The sequence below is a fragment of the Alphaproteobacteria bacterium genome, assembly GCA_019746225.1.
GTDB lineage: Bacteria > Pseudomonadota > Alphaproteobacteria > Paracaedibacterales > VGCI01 > VGCI01.
The window spans coordinates 78673-97907 of record JAIESE010000026.1; the positions used below are offsets into that span (position 1 = coordinate 78673).

19 protein-coding genes and 1 tRNA gene are annotated in these 19235 nt (G+C 44.0%); 12 read left to right on the forward strand and 8 right to left on the reverse strand.

The features are described from left to right. Positions 1-259: 259 nt before the first annotated feature. From K2Y18_05100 to raiA, 9 genes are all read left to right on the forward strand, one after another. A complete protein-coding gene (locus K2Y18_05100; GenBank protein ID MBX9805117.1) occupies positions 260-922 on the forward strand; it encodes a lysophospholipase in 663 nt (220 codons plus the stop codon). Between the two features lie 43 nt (positions 923-965). Then, positions 966-1052 (forward strand) — tRNA-Leu (locus tag K2Y18_05105). A gap of 60 nt (positions 1053-1112) precedes the next feature. Next, entirely contained in the window at positions 1113-1727 is a 615-nt protein-coding gene (locus K2Y18_05110; protein ID MBX9805118.1) for a ribonuclease H-like domain-containing protein, read from the forward strand. Between the two features lie 755 nt (positions 1728-2482). Further along, on the forward strand, positions 2483-3187 hold the full coding sequence (locus tag K2Y18_05115; protein MBX9805119.1) for a hypothetical protein: 705 nt from the start codon (positions 2483-2485) through the stop codon (positions 3185-3187). A gap of 162 nt (positions 3188-3349) precedes the next feature. Next, positions 3350-4348 carry a KpsF/GutQ family sugar-phosphate isomerase gene (locus K2Y18_05120; GenBank protein ID MBX9805120.1) on the forward strand — a complete coding sequence of 333 codons (999 nt, stop codon included), beginning with the start codon at positions 3350-3352 and terminating at the stop codon, positions 4346-4348. Between the two features lie 23 nt (positions 4349-4371). After that, positions 4372-5025, forward strand: a complete 654-nt coding sequence (gene lptC / locus K2Y18_05125) for an LPS export ABC transporter periplasmic protein LptC (GenBank protein ID MBX9805121.1) — start codon at positions 4372-4374, stop codon at positions 5023-5025. Then, positions 5022-5603 carry an LptA/OstA family protein gene (locus K2Y18_05130; protein MBX9805122.1) on the forward strand — a complete coding sequence of 194 codons (582 nt, stop codon included), beginning with the start codon at positions 5022-5024 and terminating at the stop codon, positions 5601-5603. The genes lptC and K2Y18_05130 overlap by 4 nt, the downstream gene beginning before the upstream one ends. Then, positions 5588-6328 (forward strand): LPS export ABC transporter ATP-binding protein, encoded by a 741-nt coding sequence (gene lptB, locus K2Y18_05135; GenBank protein MBX9805123.1) that lies wholly within the window; start codon positions 5588-5590, stop codon positions 6326-6328. Before K2Y18_05130 ends, lptB begins: the two co-directional genes overlap by 16 nt. A gap of 77 nt (positions 6329-6405) precedes the next feature. Beyond that, complete coding sequence (gene raiA / locus K2Y18_05140) at positions 6406-6966, forward strand: ribosome-associated translation inhibitor RaiA (protein ID MBX9805124.1); 561 nt, start codon at positions 6406-6408, stop codon at positions 6964-6966. Positions 6967-7026: 60 nt separating this feature from the next. On the opposite strand, the gene K2Y18_05145 is transcribed toward raiA, so the two are convergent. From K2Y18_05145 to K2Y18_05155, 3 genes are read right to left on the reverse strand one after another with little or no spacing between them, the layout of a single operon-like run. Next, entirely contained in the window at positions 7027-7740 is a 714-nt protein-coding gene (locus tag K2Y18_05145; GenBank protein MBX9805125.1) for a potassium channel family protein, read from the reverse strand. After that, positions 7737-10841 carry an efflux RND transporter permease subunit gene (locus K2Y18_05150; protein ID MBX9805126.1) on the reverse strand — a complete coding sequence of 1035 codons (3105 nt, stop codon included), beginning with the start codon at positions 10839-10841 and terminating at the stop codon, positions 7737-7739. The genes K2Y18_05145 and K2Y18_05150 overlap by 4 nt, the downstream gene beginning before the upstream one ends. Positions 10842-10856: 15 nt before the next feature. After that, positions 10857-12026 (reverse strand): efflux RND transporter periplasmic adaptor subunit, encoded by a 1170-nt coding sequence (locus K2Y18_05155; protein ID MBX9805127.1) that lies wholly within the window; start codon positions 12024-12026, stop codon positions 10857-10859. A 120-nt stretch (positions 12027-12146) separates the two neighbouring features. Here K2Y18_05155 and K2Y18_05160 point away from each other — a divergent pair, with 120 nt between their 5' ends. Further along, positions 12147-12410 carry a hypothetical protein gene (locus K2Y18_05160; protein MBX9805128.1) on the forward strand — a complete coding sequence of 88 codons (264 nt, stop codon included), beginning with the start codon at positions 12147-12149 and terminating at the stop codon, positions 12408-12410. 69 nt (positions 12411-12479) lie between these two features. Here the strand turns inward: K2Y18_05160 and dnaJ are convergent, their stop codons facing one another. From dnaJ to grpE, 4 genes are all read right to left on the reverse strand, one after another. Beyond that, positions 12480-13619 (reverse strand): molecular chaperone DnaJ, encoded by a 1140-nt coding sequence (gene dnaJ / locus K2Y18_05165; protein ID MBX9805129.1) that lies wholly within the window; start codon positions 13617-13619, stop codon positions 12480-12482. Positions 13620-13664: 45 nt separating this feature from the next. Beyond that, positions 13665-13817 carry a hypothetical protein gene (locus K2Y18_05170; protein MBX9805130.1) on the reverse strand — a complete coding sequence of 51 codons (153 nt, stop codon included), beginning with the start codon at positions 13815-13817 and terminating at the stop codon, positions 13665-13667. Positions 13818-13910: 93 nt separating this feature from the next. Beyond that, positions 13911-15827, reverse strand: coding sequence for a molecular chaperone DnaK (gene dnaK / locus K2Y18_05175; protein MBX9805131.1), 1917 nt, complete (start codon positions 15825-15827; stop codon positions 13911-13913). A gap of 167 nt (positions 15828-15994) precedes the next feature. Beyond that, entirely contained in the window at positions 15995-16561 is a 567-nt protein-coding gene (gene grpE / locus K2Y18_05180) for a nucleotide exchange factor GrpE (GenBank protein MBX9805132.1), read from the reverse strand. Positions 16562-16836: 275 nt separating this feature from the next. Between grpE and dksA the strand changes: the two genes are divergently transcribed. Both dksA and K2Y18_05190 read left to right on the forward strand, forming a co-directional pair. Continuing rightward, positions 16837-17253 (forward strand): RNA polymerase-binding protein DksA, encoded by a 417-nt coding sequence (dksA, locus tag K2Y18_05185; protein ID MBX9805133.1) that lies wholly within the window; start codon positions 16837-16839, stop codon positions 17251-17253. A 389-nt stretch (positions 17254-17642) separates the two neighbouring features. After that, on the forward strand, positions 17643-18329 hold the full coding sequence (locus K2Y18_05190; protein MBX9805134.1) for an aquaporin: 687 nt from the start codon (positions 17643-17645) through the stop codon (positions 18327-18329). 224 nt (positions 18330-18553) lie between these two features. Here K2Y18_05190 and K2Y18_05195 read toward each other — a convergent pair whose 3' ends face one another. Then, entirely contained in the window at positions 18554-19153 is a 600-nt protein-coding gene (locus K2Y18_05195) for a hypothetical protein (GenBank protein MBX9805135.1), read from the reverse strand. Positions 19154-19235: the final 82 nt, after the last annotated feature.

Sequence of the window (19235 nt, forward strand, 5' to 3'; positions counted from 1 at the left end):
AACTCACCGGAACATCCATACACTTTAAATAAATTATCTGTAAATAAATTATTAGTAAAAATGATACCAAAGCTAATGTTGCTCCCTTGCCACAGAAGCTTTATAATCAGGCATCCGAACGACAATGAAAGCTCATTAAGTGCCTGATTCTATTTCTTATTTCCAAACAAGCGTCCCCTCCCATCAGTTAGCCTATCGCTATAACCCCCCTCTCCCCAATTTCCCGACCGTCGTTTACCTCTATGGGTTTCGCTCTGATATGAACGGCGACAAGGTCCTCTACTTAGAGGCTTTGTGCAAAAAAGAAGGATACGGTTTCTTAACCTTTGACTATTCTGGGCACGGCCAGTCTTCCGGACTCTTTGAGGAGGGCACCATCAGTCAATGGTTGGCCGACGCGTTGGCCATTATTGATGCCCTCACGGACGGTCCCCTGATTTTAGTCGGATCCAGCATGGGGGGATGGCTCGCCCTCCATTCCGCTATCCAGCGCCCTCAACGGGTTGTCGGATTGATCGGCATTGCCTCAGCACCGGACTTTACCCAAGAGCTCATGTGGGAAGAATTTACAGAAAATCAGCAAGATGAAATGATGAATCAGGGTTGGACCATTCTTCCAACGGAGCATAACAACCAAGGGTGGACGATTACCAAGGACCTCATTGAAGACGGACGCACCCATCTTCTTCTTGATAAACCCATCCCCCTCACCATCCCCATTCGTCTTCTTCATGGCATGCTGGATGTCACCGTACCCCCCAGTTACTCTCACAAAATCATGGACTTGGTCACCAGCCCTGATGTCACGCTCACCCTCATAAAATCCGGAAACCATCGTCTTTCTCGACCAGAAGACATGCGCATTTTAGGAGACCACCTCGAGGATTTGGTAACCGGTTATCTCTTGACAAGGGAAGGTTAAGCCTTTTATCAAAAGATATACGATGTTTTTGAAAAACGTATGAGCCCAGATGGCGGAATTGGTAGACGCGCTAGCTTCAGGTGCTAGTGGGCGAAAGCTCGTGGAAGTTCGAGTCTTCTTCTGGGCACCATCCGTTTGATACGCGATGGACCTCTGTTTGAATGATCCAATATGGAAAGGACTTTAGCCGATGAAAATTCACTTGCACCAAAACGACTTGCCAGGAGACGTTGATTTAGGCAACTTGGTTGCGATTGATACAGAAGCCATGGGCTTACGTCCCCATCGGGATCGTCTATGCTTGGTTCAACTGTCTTCTGGAGATGGGGTTTGCCATTTAGTGCAGTTTCCGGACAGACACTATGAAAGCGCCCATAATTTAAAGAAGTTGCTGGCAGACCCGAAGGTCACCAAGCTTTTTCACTTCGCCCGCTTTGACGTGATGATCTTGTCTTATTATATAGGGGTTGTTTCAACGCCTATATACTGCACCAAGATTGCCTCCAAACTGATTCGAACCTTCACAGAACGACATAGCTTGAAAGATTTGTGTAAAGACCTTCTCAAAATCGAAATCTCCAAACAAGAACAAACCTCCGACTGGGGTGTCAAAGAGCTTTCTCAAGACCAGCTGCGCTATGCCGCAACGGACGTTTTGCATCTTCATGCCCTCAAAACGCAATTGGATGCTCTTTTGATGCGTGAAAACCAAATGGACCTGGCACAAGCTTGCTTTTCGTTTCTCCCCTATCGCACGCAGCTGGACCTCACGGCGGGCGAAGAGTTTGATATATTCCATCATTAAGATGGCATAGCTTATAGGGTTTTTACCTTACTATATGCTTTTAATCGCCTGTCAATCACAAGCCCCCTACTTTGGACGCCCACACAATCTAATCTTACCAAAATGAAAACTCTGCTTTACGTGTTCAAACTAGAGTATTTTTACGGGATTGCATCTGAGTGTAAGGCATGTACAATACCTTTCACCTTAAATTCTAGAACCTTAATAATAGGTTCTATCATTAAATATTGTTGCAAAGGAGTCTAATGATGAAATGGATCAATTTCTTGTTCTTATTTTTAACGCTGCACACAGTTGGGTATTCAGCTGATATGGATCCTCGAGAACTCGAGGATCGTAATAGATCCTTAATTCTAAAGCAAGGCAGGGCTCCTATTTCAATAAACCCATTAGAGACACAGGCAGTCCCGTCTCTTGCTTCATCAGGCTTTTTCAAGATATTAAATTTCGAACACATCCTTCATATCACTTCGTTTCTTTCAACCCCTGAAATAGGGGTGTTAACCCAAACTTGTAAATCCTTAGCTTCAGATTCTAAGATTGCGGTTCTATGGCGATTAGCTGCACAAGTTCATGTATCCACAGACGATTTGTACAGAATTTCTCACCCTGTATTGTTCCGAATGTCTTGTCTATTACAAAGCCCATCGGCACTTGGAGTGGCTGCCCAGAAGGTTTTCCAAGAACCAGTCCCTAACATCGCTCCCCTCTTACAGTTGTCCATAATAATGTATTTCAACAATCCTGAATCCCTCATGACATTTTATTCTACTAAATTTCCTAATTCATTAACTGCTTTTACAAAACAATTACCGCCCTTACAACCCCATGTCTATTTTTTGATATCAAAGTTTCCAGTTATCGCATATAAAATGTTAAATTTTGGTTATTTCAGAGATATCGTAGATTTAAGCGAAAGTGAGTGTGAATGGGTTGTTGATCATCTTAAGTCCCAAGACAATCTCGAAAAATCCCACATGGATCCACCGGAAACTGGATACGCCACCGAAGAAGTTTTTGACTACATCCTTTCCAAAAGAATTAAGGACCATAGGCTTAAAGCCCTAAATGACTTGATGAACCTTATTCCCGCTTCTTTATGCGATCTTAAAACAGCTATATTCTGTGAATTTTGTGATATTCTAATCTCCATAGACCTTGAGGACCAAAACTTGTATCTTCGAGTCGTAACAAAATTGCTGGCCGATCCCTCTATTAATGAGCCCCTCATTTTGAAAATATTTCCGGCCTTTCGGACTTTAGGAAAGATTACATCATGTAATTACTTGAATAGAGGTTTTTTATTAGGTGTGCAAAATATACTAGCAACCAGTCCCCTTACCAAAGATATCGTATCTGTAATAGAAGAACTAAGCTCAACAACTCACAAAGATAAAGAAGAAGCAATTAAGATCAAAAAAAAAGAAGCAATAATGGGGGGAGAATTATTGAATTTTTAATGGTGAAGCAATACCCCGTCAATCAGCAAAATAGGTTAGGGTTATTACAAACATATTCTCTCCCTCAAGGTAAGACTCTTAACCTTGTTATTCTTGATTTTTCTGTTAAATTAGTGCACTATACATTAATGACTATGTTCAAATCAGAATGGAGCCCTTTATATGGCGGAAGCTGTTGCTCTCAAGGTTAGCCAAGTATCGTCGATATTAGAAACAGGCAGAACCGCTCTCTTGACGGAAACCGCTGGGTTACAAGCCCTGGCTGACTCTTTAAATGAGAATTTTGAGACCGCCGTTGAGCTTATTAAGAACCTCTCTGGTCGCGTCATCATCAGCGGCATGGGAAAAAGCGCCCATGTTGCCCGGAAGATCGCCGCAACGCTAGCATCTACCGGACAGCCTGCCTATTTCGTCCATCCAGCTGAGGCCAGCCATGGTGACCTTGGCATGATCACAGCGGATGATTTGGTCATCGCCCTTTCCTATTCTGGGGAAACGCAAGAGCTGGGCAGCCTTATCACCTATACCCGTCGTTTTAACATTCCTCTTATTGCCATTACAGGCAAAGAAAAGGGCACCCTTGGTCAGGTGGCAACGATTGTGTTGGCCTTACCAAAAGTGGCCGAAGCTTGCCCGATGGGGCTCGCCCCTACAACCTCTACGACCATGATGATGGCTTTGGGAGATGCGCTGGCCGTTTCTCTCCTGTCTTTGCGGGGATTTTCCCCCAACGAATTTCAAATCTTTCACCCCGGGGGAAATTTGGGCAATAGCTTAGCGCGCGTGGGAGATCGTATGCACAAAGGCGAGAAACTTCCCATCGTTGATGAAAATACCCTCATGGGGGAAGTGCTACTCGAGATGTCCGCCAAGGGATTTGGGTGCATTGGCGTAACGAATCCGCAAGGGTTATTGACGGGCGTGATTACGGACGGTGACTTGCGTCGTCATATGAGTCCGCACTTACTGACCCAAAAGGCGATCGACGTCATGACCCCCAACCCCGCCGTTGTTGCCCCCGATACGCTCATGGCTCAAGCGTTGTCCTTGTTAAACCAAAAGTCAATCACCAGTCTTTTTGTGGTGGAATCCTTAAATCAACCTGCCAAACCTTGTGGCATTGTTCACATTCATGACTTCTTGCGTATGGGAATTGTTTAGAAAATGAAAGTATGGTTGACGAAATGACCACGCACCCCCCCCGCTTGCGCAATTTTAAGCCTCGAATGAAATTGAGCGACATCCCGTCTCTAAAAGGCCGGAGTCGGATGATCGAGCGGCTGAAATATAGCCTGCCCGGAATAGCTCTTGTTGCCCTAGTGGTGTTGATTGGCTGGCCTCAGTTCCAAAAATGGACCTATGGACAAAAACCAACCCTTGCCCAAACACGACTGGTTCCAAAAACAAATAATACAGCGACGCTCCCAGAATATAAGAGCATCGATAATAAGAATCAGCCCTATACAATTACAGCTGATCACGGCGTAGAGACCTCCCCTGAAGAAATTGATTTGACCCAGCCCAAGATGGACTTGAATTTACATTCAGGTGAAAGGGTGACTTTAACATCAGATTCAGGCAAGCTAAATAAAGCGACCAACCAAATACACTTAGTAGGCAACGTGACCCTAACCCATTCCCTCGGGTATCATTTACATACCGCTCAAGCCTGGATTGACTACAATCAAGGAACGGCTCATAGCAATGATGCTGTTTGGGGAAATGGTCCTGCAGGCACAATTGAAGCCCGCGGCTTCCGTATGACGGAGCGCGGTGCTAAAGTAAGCTTTATTGGAGGAGCACAACTGCTCTTGATGAAGGGAGAAAAGCCTGAATGACATACGGGATTATACGCATCATGAGCAGTCTTTGTTTTTTGAGTCCTGCGTTTGCAACGCCCCAAACTCCCTCCTCTCCCCCCGTATCCACCAATCAAGCAAACATCAAAATCATATCCGATGAAATGGACTGCAACCAAACCACAAACGTTTGTATTGCCAAGGGAAATGCCATTGCTGAAAAGCTTGGCGATTCAAAGGTAAAGATTTTAAAGGCAGACCAAATCACTGCTTATTTTGCCAAAGACGGGGAAAATGGCCCTATGAAAGTGGTTCGCTTAGAAGCAGATGGAAATGTATTTTTTATCATTGGGGACATTATTGTCCAAGGAAAGCGGGGCCATTATGCAACCGAAGAAGAAACAGCAGAAGTCTTTGAGGATGTAAAAATTACCAACGGTGAAAACCAATTAGAAGGTGGATATGGAAAAGTTCACATGAAGACCGGTCAGTACACCATTCGAAACACGGACAATCGTGTTCAAGCTCTCATTTTTACCAAAGATAAAAATAGAGAACCCATGGGAAATACAAAAATTAACGACAATCAAGGGGGCACCCCATGTCCAAAGCCATAATCCCTACGGGTCTCGTCGCTGAGAATTTAGGGAAAACCTACAGCAAGCGTCCTATTTTAATGGGAGCCAGCTTTCACCTTCAGCGGGGGGAAGCCATTGGACTTTTAGGGCCAAACGGTGCCGGAAAAACGACCTGCTTCTCCATCATCACGGGGCTTATTTCTCCCGATATGGGAAGAATATGGCTCGATGGTCATGACATTACCCATTTACCAATGTATCGTCGTGCCCGCCTTGGCATCGGGTACTTGCCTCAGGAGGCCTCTATTTTTAGAGGCATGAGCGTTGAACAAAATATTCGAGCGGTCTTGGAACTCGTTGAACCTTCCAAAGACCTTCGCGAACAAATCATAGATGCTCTGCTAGATGAATTTGCGATTAGCCATTTGCGTCAATCCCCTGCTGTTTCGTTATCCGGTGGCGAACGTCGACGGGTCGAAATTGCCCGAGCGCTTGCTACATCTCCTCATTTTCTCTTGCTCGATGAGCCTTTGGCTGGAATTGACCCTATTGCCATGAATGAAATTCGTGAATTAATTTTCCATCTCAAAGTTCGCGGAATTGGTGTCTTAATCACGGACCATAACGTTCGGGAAACCCTTGATATTGTTGATAGAGCTTATATTTTGCACAACGGACAAGTCCTGATGGAAGGAACCCCTGAAGAAATCATTTCACATAAAGATGTGCGCCGTGTTTACTTAGGAGAAAGGTTTAGTCTTTAATCTATAAAGGTAGATACGCAGTTGTCATTCATAAAGACGTTTGGTAGTCTCATATAATAACATAAGGGAATTGAAACATGAAAATATCGACATCTGGAAAGCATATTGAAGTTGGAGAAAGCTTAAGAACGCATATTGAGTCAGCCCTCAAAGCACTCGTTACACGCCAATTAGGGGATGTTCTCGAAGCCAACGTTGTCATTTCTAAAGGCAGATATGAATTTAAAACAGATATATCTGTTCACGTCAGTCGCCACTTCACTGTGCGCGCTCATGCAGATGATGATGATCCTTACCGCAGTTGTGATTTGGCTCTTGAGAAAATGGAAGCCCGAATCCACCGGTACAAAACACGCCTCCGGGATCAAAAGCGCGTTCGGGATGAAGATACTTTTCCGGCTCAACAATACGTCATTAATGCAAAAGATGAAGATACTGGCGCCGATACACCTTTGATTATTGCCGAGATGAGTCATGAGATCCCAACAATTTCTGTTGGTGAGGCTGTAATGCTCATGGACTTAAGTGACTCTACAGTCATGATGTTTAAAAATACAAAGTCCGGTCACTTCAATGTGGTTTATCGACGTGATGATGGGCACATTGGATGGATTGATCCATCGATTGTTAAAAAATAGCACGCGGGTGCTGCCGATTCTAAAGAAAAGGCAGCACTTTTTTCTCCCCACCTAACCCTCTCAAGATCCACGTTTTTCCAAGTTCCTAATATCATGAGTTGTATAGAGGCTCACAAGACGTGCAATAACAATGGCCATATAGAGTTGCCCACAAATAGCCTCTCCCGATGAAAAAGCGCTCGCAATAACCGATTTGGGGGCAATACTCCCATAGCCGGTCGTCGTCAACGTCACATAACTATAATAGAATAAATGGTTAAACACCTGGGAGATGCTTTTAGCATCCACATGGTCACTTGAATATATCCCATTAAAAGAACCCGGTTGAATGAGCTCGATGATCATATAGATAAAACTCCAGGCTAAGCCAATCAGCAAATAAATACTCACCGCCCCAGATATTATATGATGATCAACTTGTGTGTGACTTTTTATATGGCCCACAATGGCATAGATAACAAAGGCGAATAGTCCCAAATTCGAAAACAAACCCATAACCTCTCTTAATGAATATTCAAAAGAGTCTGTGGATAGTGTCATGAATATTCCTGGAAGAGAAAGGAGGAGGACAATGATCACTTGAGATCTCTTTATGGAAACCAAATAAACACATGTCATAATAAGGGCACAAAAGACCACTTTAAAGAAAAGGCCACCCACGCCAAACTCCCTTGCAATGGGGAGAAGAAAGAATAGCGCGCTCATTCCTACTAGGAAAAATGTAAGACTTTTAGAGGGCATGTTTTGGGGGGAATTTGTTGATGTACGACTCATGCTTTATGTCCAATCTTTAACCATTTTGGCTTAAAACTTTTCGGAATGATGTTCGAAAAACTAAAATTACCCTTAAAGAAAATGTAATAGAGAATGGGAATAATTCCTAAAGTCAAAGCCGTTCCAAAGCTGAGCCCACAGATCATAACAACCGCCATCCCAAACCACAAATCCCCACCGGATATGACCATCGGGATCAACCCTAATACGGTCGTAACGGTTGTCATTAAAATCGGTCGGAGTCTGACCACACACGCAGAAATCACCGCGTCTTCTAGGGATCTTCCCAGTGCCCGTTGACTATCCATGCGGTCGATCAAAACAATTCCATTGTTGACAATAATCCCAGCCAAACTGAACATGCCCAACATGGCGTTAAAGCTTAAGAAAGTACCCGTCGCAAGCAGCCCAAATACGGCTCCTATCAATACAAGAGGTATCGTCAGCATAATAATGGCTGCCCGTCGAATCGAATTAAACTGCCACACGAGAATGAGGGCGATGATCGCAAGCGCGTGGGGCAAGAATTTAAACAAGGCAAGATTCGCTTTTTGCGCTCCCTCGATCTCTCCCCCATACTCGATTCTATACCCTGGAGGGAAGGGAAATTTGGCTATGACAGGGAGCATCATTTTATGCAGTTCAGACGCTTGAAGCCTCTGGTGCTTGGCTGATACTGTAATGGTTCTCTCTTGATTGAAGCGCATGATTTTCTCAGGAACGATGGTTCCAACCGTGTTTGAAAACTGGATCAACGGGACAACTTGTTTGTTTTGGGACAAAACCGGTAGGGTCATCAAACGATCCAAGGTATTAACGTCTTCTTCCCCGCGCACGATCACAGGAATAATTTTATCTCCCTCCCGATAATCAGTTATTTGAGTGCCGTCAAAATAAGCCCGCAAGGCATTGGAGAGCATTTCCGTCGTCACCCCAACTCGCCTTGCACCGGCTTGATCTACCTTCATCAAAATTCTAATGACTGGGTTCTGCCAGTCGTCCGTCACGGTCAACATTCCTGGGATGTTACGAAGTTCCCTTTCAAAATCATCAGCCAACTTAAAGAGAGTTCCAGCATCAGGTCCGCTAATGCGATATTCCATCATGCCAATTTCTGTTGGCCCCAACCACATTTGCTTTGCCCGCCCCGTCACCTCCGGAATAGCTTCAGCAATTTTGCGATTGGTTCGATCGACGAGTGGTTTCGTGTCTTTTTCGGACCGGGTATTGACCACCACGAAGGCTGTGTTAGTGTCTGGGTTAACAGGTGACAGAGACAAGAAAAATCGTGGCCCGCCAGACCCAACATAGGCAACCGTACTCGTCACTTCTGGATTTAACTTCTTATCTTCCAACCATTCGGTAAGAATCCGCGTGGCCTTAACGGTTTCTGTGATATCGGATCCAGCTGCCAAATCCAAATACACCAGAAACTGGTTGCGATCTGATGGTGGCATGATTTGCGTGACGAGAGAGCCAAATCCCGAAATAGCGAATCCTAAAAGGGTAACCATTATCCCAAGAAAAATGATTTTTTGATTCATGATGATTTTCAATATATTCGTGTAAGAAAGATACCAACCTTTATTGTATATATCTTCATGAGATTGCTTCGGAGCGTCTCTTTCTGACAAGAACCAATAACACAACGTCGGAGTAACATAGATCGCCAAGAACCAAGATGATAAGAGCGAAACGATAATAACCGTTCCAAGAGAGCGCACAAACTCACCAGTGACGTTGTCAGCCCACATGAGGGGCATAAAGGCAAAAATGGTCGTCAATGTAGAAGACAGAAGCGGAATACCAAGGGAGGAGGCGGCGGCAAGCGCAGCTTCTCGTTTGGGTGTCCCCTGATCCATGCGTCGCCGCATATCCTCCGCAATCACAATGGCATTATCAATCAATAACCCGAGGGAAATGATAATGGCCGCAATCGACATACGTTGCAGATCAACATGAATAAAGGACATGACAACAATCGACATCAGAATCGTTAACGGTACAAGAGTCCCAACGATCAACCCGGTTCTTAATCCAAGGAATAGAATAACCACACATAATACAATGGCAATGGCTTGCTTTAAATTACTCACAGCCCCTGCAACAGCCGCTTTAACAAGAGTGGGTTGGTAGGTAGCATAATCGACATTCATGCCAAGGGGTAAAGTGGGTTTCATCCCCTTCACAAAGCGGGTGACATCCTGCTCAAAAGTGTCGATATTCATCCCATCCATCATGGATAAGGCCAAGATCACAGCGGGTTTGTTGTTAAAATAAACAGGATTTCTTGGGGGATCAATGTACGCTCGACTCACCTCGACAATGTCCCTCAAGAATAAACTCTGACTGGTCCCAGGTACATGAATTTGGACATTACGGATTTCTTCCAGGCTTTGGAAATCCCCACTGGGTTGAATTGTGATCCGTTGACCATCCGCAACAACTGTACCACTGGGAAGCACCACATTCTGAGATCGAATAGTATTCATAATTTGATTAGGGGAAATGCCGTAATGGGCCAAACGGGCCCCATTAAAATCTAAGAAAACCGTCTCATCTTGAATGCCATAAACATCCACGCGGCTTACGCTATCCAGCTGTCCCATCGCATCTTGGAGATCTTTTGCAACTTCTCTCAGCTCTGCCAAATTAAAACCGTCACCGGATAGAGCGATGGTGATCTCAGAAACACGACCATAATCATCATTGACGTAAGGGCCGATTGTTTCCTTGGGAAGCTTATCTTTCAGATCCGTCATTTTATTGCGCAGATCCTGCCAAATAGGTTCTAAATTAAAATAACGATCATAAACCTTCGGTTGTACAAGTACATACCCCGTTTTAACCGTGGTCGTAATTTCATCAACCTCAGGAACTTGTTTGACGGCCCGTTCAATGGGTATGGCAACAAGGTCTTCCATTTGCTGCGCAGATAATCCTGGATAATAAGCGGTTACTTGCGCATCGCGGATCACGATCGCTGGATCTTCTCGACTGGGAATTGTAAAAAATGAAAAGAGCCCGCCGACAATCAAAAAAAGAATCAAAAGAATCGTCAGGCGCGAATTTTTGATGGCAAATTCGGTAATACGGTCCATCTTAAAGCATCCTCATCATCGATCCGTTTCAGGACTGCGATACTTTTGTTTCCATTGGGTAACTGTTTGTCCATCTTCTAAGAAAGGAACCCCCGCGGTGACAAGGATATCCCCTTCTTTCAGTCCCTTGATGACTTCTATCAAATTGCCTTGAATATTACGGATTGTGACATCCTGGCGTTTAACCTTTGATCCGTCATTATTAAACAAGAAAACAGAAACAACCTTATCAGCAGCATCGGGTAAGTTTTCACGCTTTTGAGCTAATTGAGGACGTGTATCAACGGCAGAAATTGGTATGAGATATATATTTTCTTTTCCTTCGATGTGTGAATCAAAAATAATTTGAGCAGACATTCCTGCCCGCAAATCTGCTGTTGTTTCCATCAAGTCAAAGGTCACGGGAAACGCATTTCCCACATTGCTCTGAGCCCCAATTTCACGAACAACCGCTTTGACTTGCAAATTCTTCATCGTCGGGAACTCAACTTTTACTACTTGTTTTGGTTTGAGATCACGAATGAGAGATTCTGGTACCAGAACTTCAATCTTAAGCCCCACTTCGCTTTGAAGTTTAAAAACAACGCGCCCGGCTTGCGTTTCTTGGTGGGGTTCTATGAGACGCTGAGAGATTTTCCCATCAAACGGAGCCAACAACTTCGTGCGATCCAAGTCGCGCAGTCGCTCTTCCTCAATTGAAGTCTCTATTTTCTCCTTGCTGACAGCCATCTCATATAGAGATTTTGCTTTTTCATAAGCCGCTTTGCTGGCGAAATCATGTTCTTGAAGTGTCTTTTTTCGGGTAAATTCTTCAAAAGCATTCGTAACATTTGTCTTTGCACTCACCCGAGCGGCTTGAGCAGACAGGAGTTTTAACTCAAAATCTCGAGGGTCTATTGCCGCCAAGAGTTGCCCCTTCTTGACTGAATCACCCAGTTTAACTTCAACCGTCTCAACCGTACCACCAACTTGAAAACTCAAATCCGATTCATCCGTAGGCCTTACCACACCCGACAATTGACGCGTTCCAGAGGATGACGCTGGGGTAACGAGAAGCGTTTTCACGGATCGAATGATTTCTTTGTCTTTAATTTTTTTCTCCTTACAGCCTACCAAAGATAAAGCCAAAAGAAGCAAGGGAATGATTATAAAATGGAAAAAGGAGTGGCGATTCACCAAAAGCATAGTCAACACCTCAATAATTCAATAGTCGTCCACGTCCTACTTAAAAATTATCATCCTTGAGGATTTCGCACAACCTTCTTTTGGACAATTTTATTAAAATTCAATGCATTTGAGGCCTAAATGATGATTTGGGTCTCCATGAATGGGGGGAGTGATGGAATCACATTTAACTTTCATTTGTATACATCTGTATATTTGGATTGGCGTATACATTTAAAATATTTGTCAGTCATTGCAAGCCCCCCGTACGACCTGGAAGAGTCGGGGATGCGTGGCAATTCAAAGGCAGCAGGAGTGATTCAGATGTGGTATGCGGTTAGAAAAGGGGCAATGAACCCATGCTTAGCCCCTGAATTGCTTCGTCGCATGCGCTCCTCGCAATGACAAATTAATTCTGAAACATAACCTTGTGAAATGGCTTTCAGGTGATATGAAACAATATTCTTACCCCCCTCACCCCCAAAGGTCGCGCATCTTGGCAAAGAAGCCAGCGGATTGGGGGCTAGTGGATTCTTGTTTGCTGTCAGTTTCAAATTCGCGCAAGAGCTCTTGCTGACGTTTCGTCAAGTTCATTGGCGTCTCAACAAGCACTTCTACATACATATCTCCGCGAGCGCCGGACCTTCTGAAAATATTCATGCCCTTGCCCCGAAGGCGGAATTGATGACCCCCTTGCGTGCCAGCTGGAATTTTCAATTTGGTTCGTGTACCGTCGATAGTGGGCACTTCGAGTTCACCCCCCAAGGCGGCCGTTGTCATCACGATCGGAATCCGACAATGGATATCTGGGCCGTTTCTTTGGAAGAATCGGTGAGGCTTGATGCTCACAAAAACATACAGGTCTCCAGGTTCTCCACCTCGAACACCCGCTTCCCCAGCAGCTGCGACCCGAATGCGGGTGCCATCTTCAACACCTGCTGGTATTTTGACATCCAACTCTTTCTCACGGCGAACGCGTCCCGTTCCTTGGCAAGTTTTGCATGGTTTTTCTATTGTTTGACCAATTCCTTGGCATGTATGACAAGGGCGCTCGATGGTAAAGAACCCTTGTTGAGTTCGGATCTTCCCGCGCCCCTGACAACTGGTACAAACTATGGGCGTTGCGCCCCCTTCTCCCCCAGACCCTTTGCATGAGTCACAAGATGCAGCTGTCATATATTTAACGTGAGGATTGGTGCCATTAAAGGCTTCTTCTAAGGTAATTTCGGCATTATAACGAATGTCGGATCCGCGCAAGTTTGCCTCGGCAGTGCGGCGTCCACCCCCCATGCCAGCAAACATTTCATCAATAATATCAGAAAAGTCGAAGCCAAAACCGCCCGCGCCGGCACCAGGATGAAAACCACCCCCGCCGCCTGCGCCATCAAAGGCTTGATGACCAAACCGGTCGTATGCAGCGCGCTTTTGATCGTCACTTAAGACCTCATAAGCTTCTGATATTTCCTTGAATTTTGTCTCAGCTTCTTTGTTGTCAGGATTTCGGTCGGGGTGAAACTGCATGGCCAGTTTGCGGTAGGCTTTTTTCATCTCGTCCGCACTCGCGCTTCTAGAAACGCCGAGCAGTTCGTAATAATCTTGTTTAGGTTTTGCCATTAGGTATCTTTACTAAAGTTTATAAATTTTCAACTCTGCCCAAATTTACAGCTTGCACAACTCGGCCAAAAAATGTTTGTCGTCATTGCGAGACGTTGCGCCGAAGCGCATAGCTAAGGAGAGCGAAGGAGCAACCCATGTATTTTCAACACCTTGCAGCACCAAAAACTTCGAAAAATCAAATGCATGGATTGCCACGTCGCTTCGCTCCTCGCAATGACCAAATTTTGAGGACTGTAATATTAATTCCTACTATTTCTTTACCACACTCTGAAACGTTGGTCACGCCCCCTACTTTGCTTTTTTCTTTGATTCCTCTTCAACATCCTCAAACTCAGCGTCCACGACCGTGGCGCCGTCCGTTTCGGGAGCACTTTCCGCTCCCGCTGCTGCATCTTTCTCTTGCATTTCCTTGTACATGGCTTCGCCCATTTTCATGGCCGAAGTTGCAAGGCTTTGCGTTTTGGCTTGAATATCCGCCACATCTTCACCCTCGAGAGCAGTCTTAAGGGCAGCAAGATCTGCCTCAATTGCAGCTTTTTCTTCCGCATTGACCTTATCACCGTGTTCGGTCAAAGATTTTTCTGTAGAATGAACAAGAGCCTCCCCATGATTTTTGGCTTCCACCATCTCGCGGCGTTGTTTGTCAAGTTCAGCATTCGCTTCCGCTTCTTGAACCATCTTTTCAATGTCAGCTTCAGACAATCCCCCAGAGGCTTGAATCCGAATTTGCTGTTCTTTCCCGGTTGCCTTATCTTTTGCAGATACTTGCACAATGCCGTTCGCATCAATGTCAAAAGTCACTTCAATTTGAGGCACACCTCGAGGAGCCGAAGGGAGCCCCACCAGATCAAATTGACCTAAGATTTTGTTATCGGCAGCCATCTCACGTTCCCCTTGGAACACACGGATCGTCACAGCCGTTTGGTTGTCGTCTGCCGTGGAAAAGGTTTGGCTCTTTCGGGTTGGAATGGTCGTATTGCGCTCAATCAATCGGGTAAACACGCCACCCAACGTTTCAATTCCTAAAGACAGGGGAGTTACATCGAGAAGGAGAACATCTTTCACATCCCCTTGCAAAACAGCACCTTGAATCGCCGCACCAATTGCGACAACCTCATCTGGATTGACCCCGCGATGCGGCTCTTTACCAAAAATTGATTTTACAGTCTCCATGACCTTGGGCATGCGGGTCATACCGCCAACAAGAATCACTTCTTCAATTTTATCTGCGGTCAAACCTGCATCTTTCAATGCAGCCTTACAAGGAGCAATTGTACGCTCAATCAACTTGGCGACGAGAGACTCTAATTTTGCACGGGTCAATTTCACATTCAAATGCTTTGGACCTGCAGCATCTGCAGAAATGAAAGGCAAATTGATCTCTGTTTGCATCGCTGAAGAAAGTTCAATCTTGGCTTTCTCTGAAGCTTCTTTTAACCGTTGCAACGCCAGTTTGTCCTGGCGCAAATCAATTCCTTGCTCATTCTTAAACTCATCAGCAACAAAGTCCATAATGCATGCATCAAAGTCTTCACCGCCAAGGAATGTGTCGCCATTGGTTGCCTTAACTTCAAATACACCATCCCCAATTTCTAGAATGGAAATGTCGAAGGTACCGCCGCCTAGGTCATAAACCGCAACGATCCCACTGCCTTTCTTTTCAAGGCCATAAGCCAGCGCAGCTGCCGTCGGCTCGTTAATGATGCGTAATACTTCCAGACCGGCGATTCGCCCAGCATCTTTTGTTGCTTGACGTTGAGAATCATTAAAATAAGCAGGGACAGTGATCACAGCTTGCGTTACTGTTTCTCCCAAAAACGCCTCTGCTGTTTCTTTCATCTTTTGAAGAATAAAAGCACTGATCTGGCTCGGGCTAAATTTTTCACCCCGTCCATCAACCCAAGCATCTCCGTTTTCACCCTTAATAATTTTATAAGGTACAAGATCCATGTCCTTCTTTGTGATTGGGTCATCAAAACGACGACCAATCAGACGTTTAATCGCGAACAGTGTATTCTCTGGATTTGTAACAGCCTGACGTTTCGCTGCTTGGCCAACAAGGCGTTCCCCATTCTCTCCAAATGCAACCATTGAAGGAGTAGTGCGTGCTCCTTCTGCATTTTCTATAACACGAGCATTTTTGCCCTCCATGACAGCTACACAAGAGTTTGTCGTACCTAAGTCAATCCCAATTACTTTTGCCATTTAATATTCTCCTAAAAAATTTCCACCAAAAATTAGCAGCATCTTAACTTAACTGCTAACAATATATATCAATTGGGCTATAAAATCAAGTTTTGCATCATTTTTTTGGTCTCGCAGGAAATTGCAGTAGATCATCTAATAATGGCATAAACTTTAGTTAGTCACGCCTAATTCCCTGTAACCTTAGACACACCAACCATTGCCGGACGTAAGAGCCTCTCGTGCATGCTATAACCAACTTGCAATACTTGAACCACCGTTCCTGCAGCGACACTGGCATCCTCAACTTCAAACATGGCTTGGTGCAAATTCGCATCAAACTTCTCATTTAAAGGTTCTATCTTTTTTATGCCGTGCCGCTCAAATGTTGATAACAAAGCACTTTCTGTCAATTCAATCCCTTGAATCAATGCTTTTACAGATTCAGGCAATGCCTCCACATCACCACAACTCTCCAGCGCACGGCGTAAATTGTCAGCAATCGCGAGCATATCTCGCCCAAAATTGGCGCTTGCATATTTCAAAGCTTCTTCACGATCTTTTGTCGCCCGACGACGTAAATTTTCCGTCTCAGCCATAGCCCGCAGCCATTGGTCTTTAAGATTTGCAACTTCCCCTTCCAAGCTTGTCAATTCTTGCGTCTCGGTTTCAGCTTTCTTTTCTAACTCTTCAGCCATTTTTTCTAAGTCTTCGGCTGTGCCCGTCTCAAGAGGGGGAACATTATTATTATCCATAAAATACTCCTTCATTAACATTGTTACATTATATATGTATTGTACCTAAGATGAAATGAGATAAATTTCAAGCCCCTGTTTTCTTCAGAGTTTTCCTACATATTTGACCATATAGAGTCAAAAAAACCACACTCTTAAAAATAAATTTATTAGATAATTTTACTCACTTGCTAGACAAATTGTCGCACCCTATAGTGTATGAATAATTAACTTATAATTAGTAAGTGAAGGTTAAGATATATGAATTATCACAATCCGAAAGGAGAAGAGAATCTATGTCCGTAGAAGTACCTGAAACCTACCAACCATCTGATGATGAGCCATTTATGAGCTCACAACAAATAGAGTATTTCCGCAGACGTCTGACAACTTGGCGGGCCCAACTCGTTCAAGAATGCAACGAAGCTATAAACCTTCTCCAAGAAGAACCTCAAGTCGAAGCTGATCTGGTTGATTGTGCTGCCAATGAAACAGATCGTAATATTGAACTTCGTGCCCGGGATAGAGAACGAAAACTGATTAATAAAATAGAAGAGGCCCTTCGCCGTATTGAAGAAGGCTCTTATGGTTACTGCGACGAAACAGGCGAACCCATTGGGGTCAGACGCCTTGAAGCCCGCCCCATTGCCACCTTAAGCTTGGAAGCTCAAGAACGTCATGAACGCCGCGAGCGCCTCCAGCGAAACGATTAACTAGATTCTCTTAATTTTGCCGGACTGCTCCACGCATGGAGCATCCTGCAAAACCCCACAATTCATAAATTTCCAAATCCAATATATTCTACAGCCGTTTCGAAAAAATTCACCTTTCGTAGTCTATAAAATCACTCCCTGCTTGTATAACTCATTATTAGAGTGAATATCATGCCAAATTCTAAATTTTACACCTTCTAAAATTGGATCATGTAAGAGCATATATTGTGAAATACCATTTTTAATTAGGTATTTTACCCCCATTTTATGCCCATTTACACTAAGGATACCTTAGGATTATGAAATTATTTAAAATTTTAGGAGATTTATCGTAAAAATGTGTATAAGCTTTTAAGTGTAGTAAGTGTGTAACCCTTTTGGAGGATATAATGTATAATACTTTTTCTAAATATTTTGCGGAAATGATAGGAACATTGATATTGGTTTTAGTAGGCGCTGGAAGCGCAGTCCTTGCCGGCAATGAAATTGGCGTCTTAGGCGTTGCACTTTCATTCGGATTAACCCTAATGGCCTTAACGTATGCTCTTGGACCCGTCTCTGGTTGCCACATCAACCCAGCTGTCACTATCGGCTTGGCCTTGCGCAAGCGTTTTGATACCAAATTGATTGTACCTTACGTCTTCTTTCAACTCGTCGGCGGCATTATTGGGGGATACATTCTCTTCACCATCGCGTCCGGTCATGCTGGATTCATCGCTGACACGTTTGCTGCTAACGGCTGGGGCGAGCATTCCCCAAATCATTATAGTTTGCTTGCTTGCGGCATAGCAGAAGCAACGCTAACAGCTCTTCTTGTTTTTGTAACATTGAGCACCATCAGCCATGGATTTGCAAAAGGATTTGGTGGCATCACCATTGGCGTTACCTTTGTCATCATTTATCTATTGTCCATCCCCATCACCAACGGTGCATCTAACTTTGCCCGCAGCCTTGGTGCTGCCGCATTTGCTGACGGCTGGGCCCTTCAACAACTTGGGCTTTTTGCACTAACCAGCATTCTTGGCGCCATCTTAGGTGCATTCCTTCACTACCTTGTTTATGCTAACGAAAAATAATTCGTTACCTTAATTATAATAACTCTCACACACAAAATTGGGGGGTACTTTTGTACCCCCTCTTTTTTTGACTAAGTTAGCCGCAGAAAATCAGTTTATTTCTTGTTTTCAATAACCCGAGCAATGAAAAATTTTGTATATGAAATGTCAGCGGGTGAAAAGTCCTTGCCCCCTTTGGGGTGAGGATGCACATTTCAACCTCACCTATTCAACTAATGTAGTGATTATTGCTTATAAGAACCTACATCTGTATAACTACTTAAACCCGTTAAAAGACCTAAGTTTGTAATATCAATTCCATTTGAACCACACTCTAGCTCCAAAAGTCTTAAGGCGCAACTGCTTGAAAGTGGGTCCAATGCCTTATACAAATAGGCAGCACCAGAAGAGCCAATTTTGTTATTTTTAATGAATAAGCGTTTTAGGTTTTTAAATTTAGGGAAGGCCTCAGCCAAATATTTTGCTCCTTCAGCACCAATTGTATTGTTATTTAAATTTAAAAAAACTACGTTTTCCAAGACTTTATCAGAACACATTTTCAATAGAATTCCTAATCGACGATCGTTAATTTCAGATGAATCTAGGATCAAACTCGTTGGAGCCGTTGCGATGATATCACTAATTCTTGCTATAAATGCAGAATCATCAGCTTCCTCAACAGATATATCTGGATTATCACTAAGCAGTGGTGCGGTCGGTCTGGCTAAGTAAGCCGGATCAATTTCTGGCTCCATTGTATTTGCTGATAAGGAAATAGAAACGGCTGCTAAAAATAATAACAGCAAGTTTTTATTAGAAAGAATTTTGTGAATTGATATGTTCATAGTGCATCACTCCATTTGTTATTATAATTTGCAGTAATATATCTCCTAAGATTTTACGTATATACCAAAATATGTCAAAAGA

Bases quoted from the DNA above. Each gene is read 5' to 3' on its own strand.
- K2Y18_05130 (MBX9805122.1), top strand. From the start codon at position 5,022: ATGACATACGGGATTATACGCATCATGAGCAGTCTTTGTTTTTTGAGT.
- K2Y18_05155 (MBX9805127.1), bottom strand. From the start codon at position 12,026: ATGCTTTTGGTGAATCGCCACTCCTTTTTCCATTTTATAATCATTCCC.
- raiA (MBX9805124.1), top strand. From the start codon at position 6,406: ATGAAAATATCGACATCTGGAAAGCATATTGAAGTTGGAGAAAGCTTA.
- K2Y18_05195 (MBX9805135.1), bottom strand. From the start codon at position 19,153: ATGAACATATCAATTCACAAAATTCTTTCTAATAAAAACTTGCTGTTA.
- K2Y18_05160 (MBX9805128.1), top strand. From the start codon at position 12,147: ATGATGATTTGGGTCTCCATGAATGGGGGGAGTGATGGAATCACATTT.
- K2Y18_05110 (MBX9805118.1), top strand. From the start codon at position 1,113: ATGAAAATTCACTTGCACCAAAACGACTTGCCAGGAGACGTTGATTTA.
- K2Y18_05145 (MBX9805125.1), bottom strand. From the start codon at position 7,740: ATGAGTCGTACATCAACAAATTCCCCCCAAAACATGCCCTCTAAAAGT.
- K2Y18_05120 (MBX9805120.1), top strand. From the start codon at position 3,350: ATGGCGGAAGCTGTTGCTCTCAAGGTTAGCCAAGTATCGTCGATATTA.
- lptB (MBX9805123.1), top strand. From the start codon at position 5,588: ATGTCCAAAGCCATAATCCCTACGGGTCTCGTCGCTGAGAATTTAGGG.
- lptC (MBX9805121.1), top strand. From the start codon at position 4,372: ATGACCACGCACCCCCCCCGCTTGCGCAATTTTAAGCCTCGAATGAAA.
- grpE (MBX9805132.1), bottom strand. From the start codon at position 16,561: ATGGATAATAATAATGTTCCCCCTCTTGAGACGGGCACAGCCGAAGAC.
- K2Y18_05100 (MBX9805117.1), top strand. From the start codon at position 260: ATGAACGGCGACAAGGTCCTCTACTTAGAGGCTTTGTGCAAAAAAGAA.
- dnaK (MBX9805131.1), bottom strand. From the start codon at position 15,827: ATGGCAAAAGTAATTGGGATTGACTTAGGTACGACAAACTCTTGTGTA.
- K2Y18_05115 (MBX9805119.1), top strand. From the start codon at position 2,483: ATGACATTTTATTCTACTAAATTTCCTAATTCATTAACTGCTTTTACA.
- dnaJ (MBX9805129.1), bottom strand. From the start codon at position 13,619: ATGGCAAAACCTAAACAAGATTATTACGAACTGCTCGGCGTTTCTAGA.
- K2Y18_05150 (MBX9805126.1), bottom strand. From the start codon at position 10,841: ATGGACCGTATTACCGAATTTGCCATCAAAAATTCGCGCCTGACGATT.
- dksA (MBX9805133.1), top strand. From the start codon at position 16,837: ATGTCCGTAGAAGTACCTGAAACCTACCAACCATCTGATGATGAGCCA.
- K2Y18_05190 (MBX9805134.1), top strand. From the start codon at position 17,643: ATGTATAATACTTTTTCTAAATATTTTGCGGAAATGATAGGAACATTG.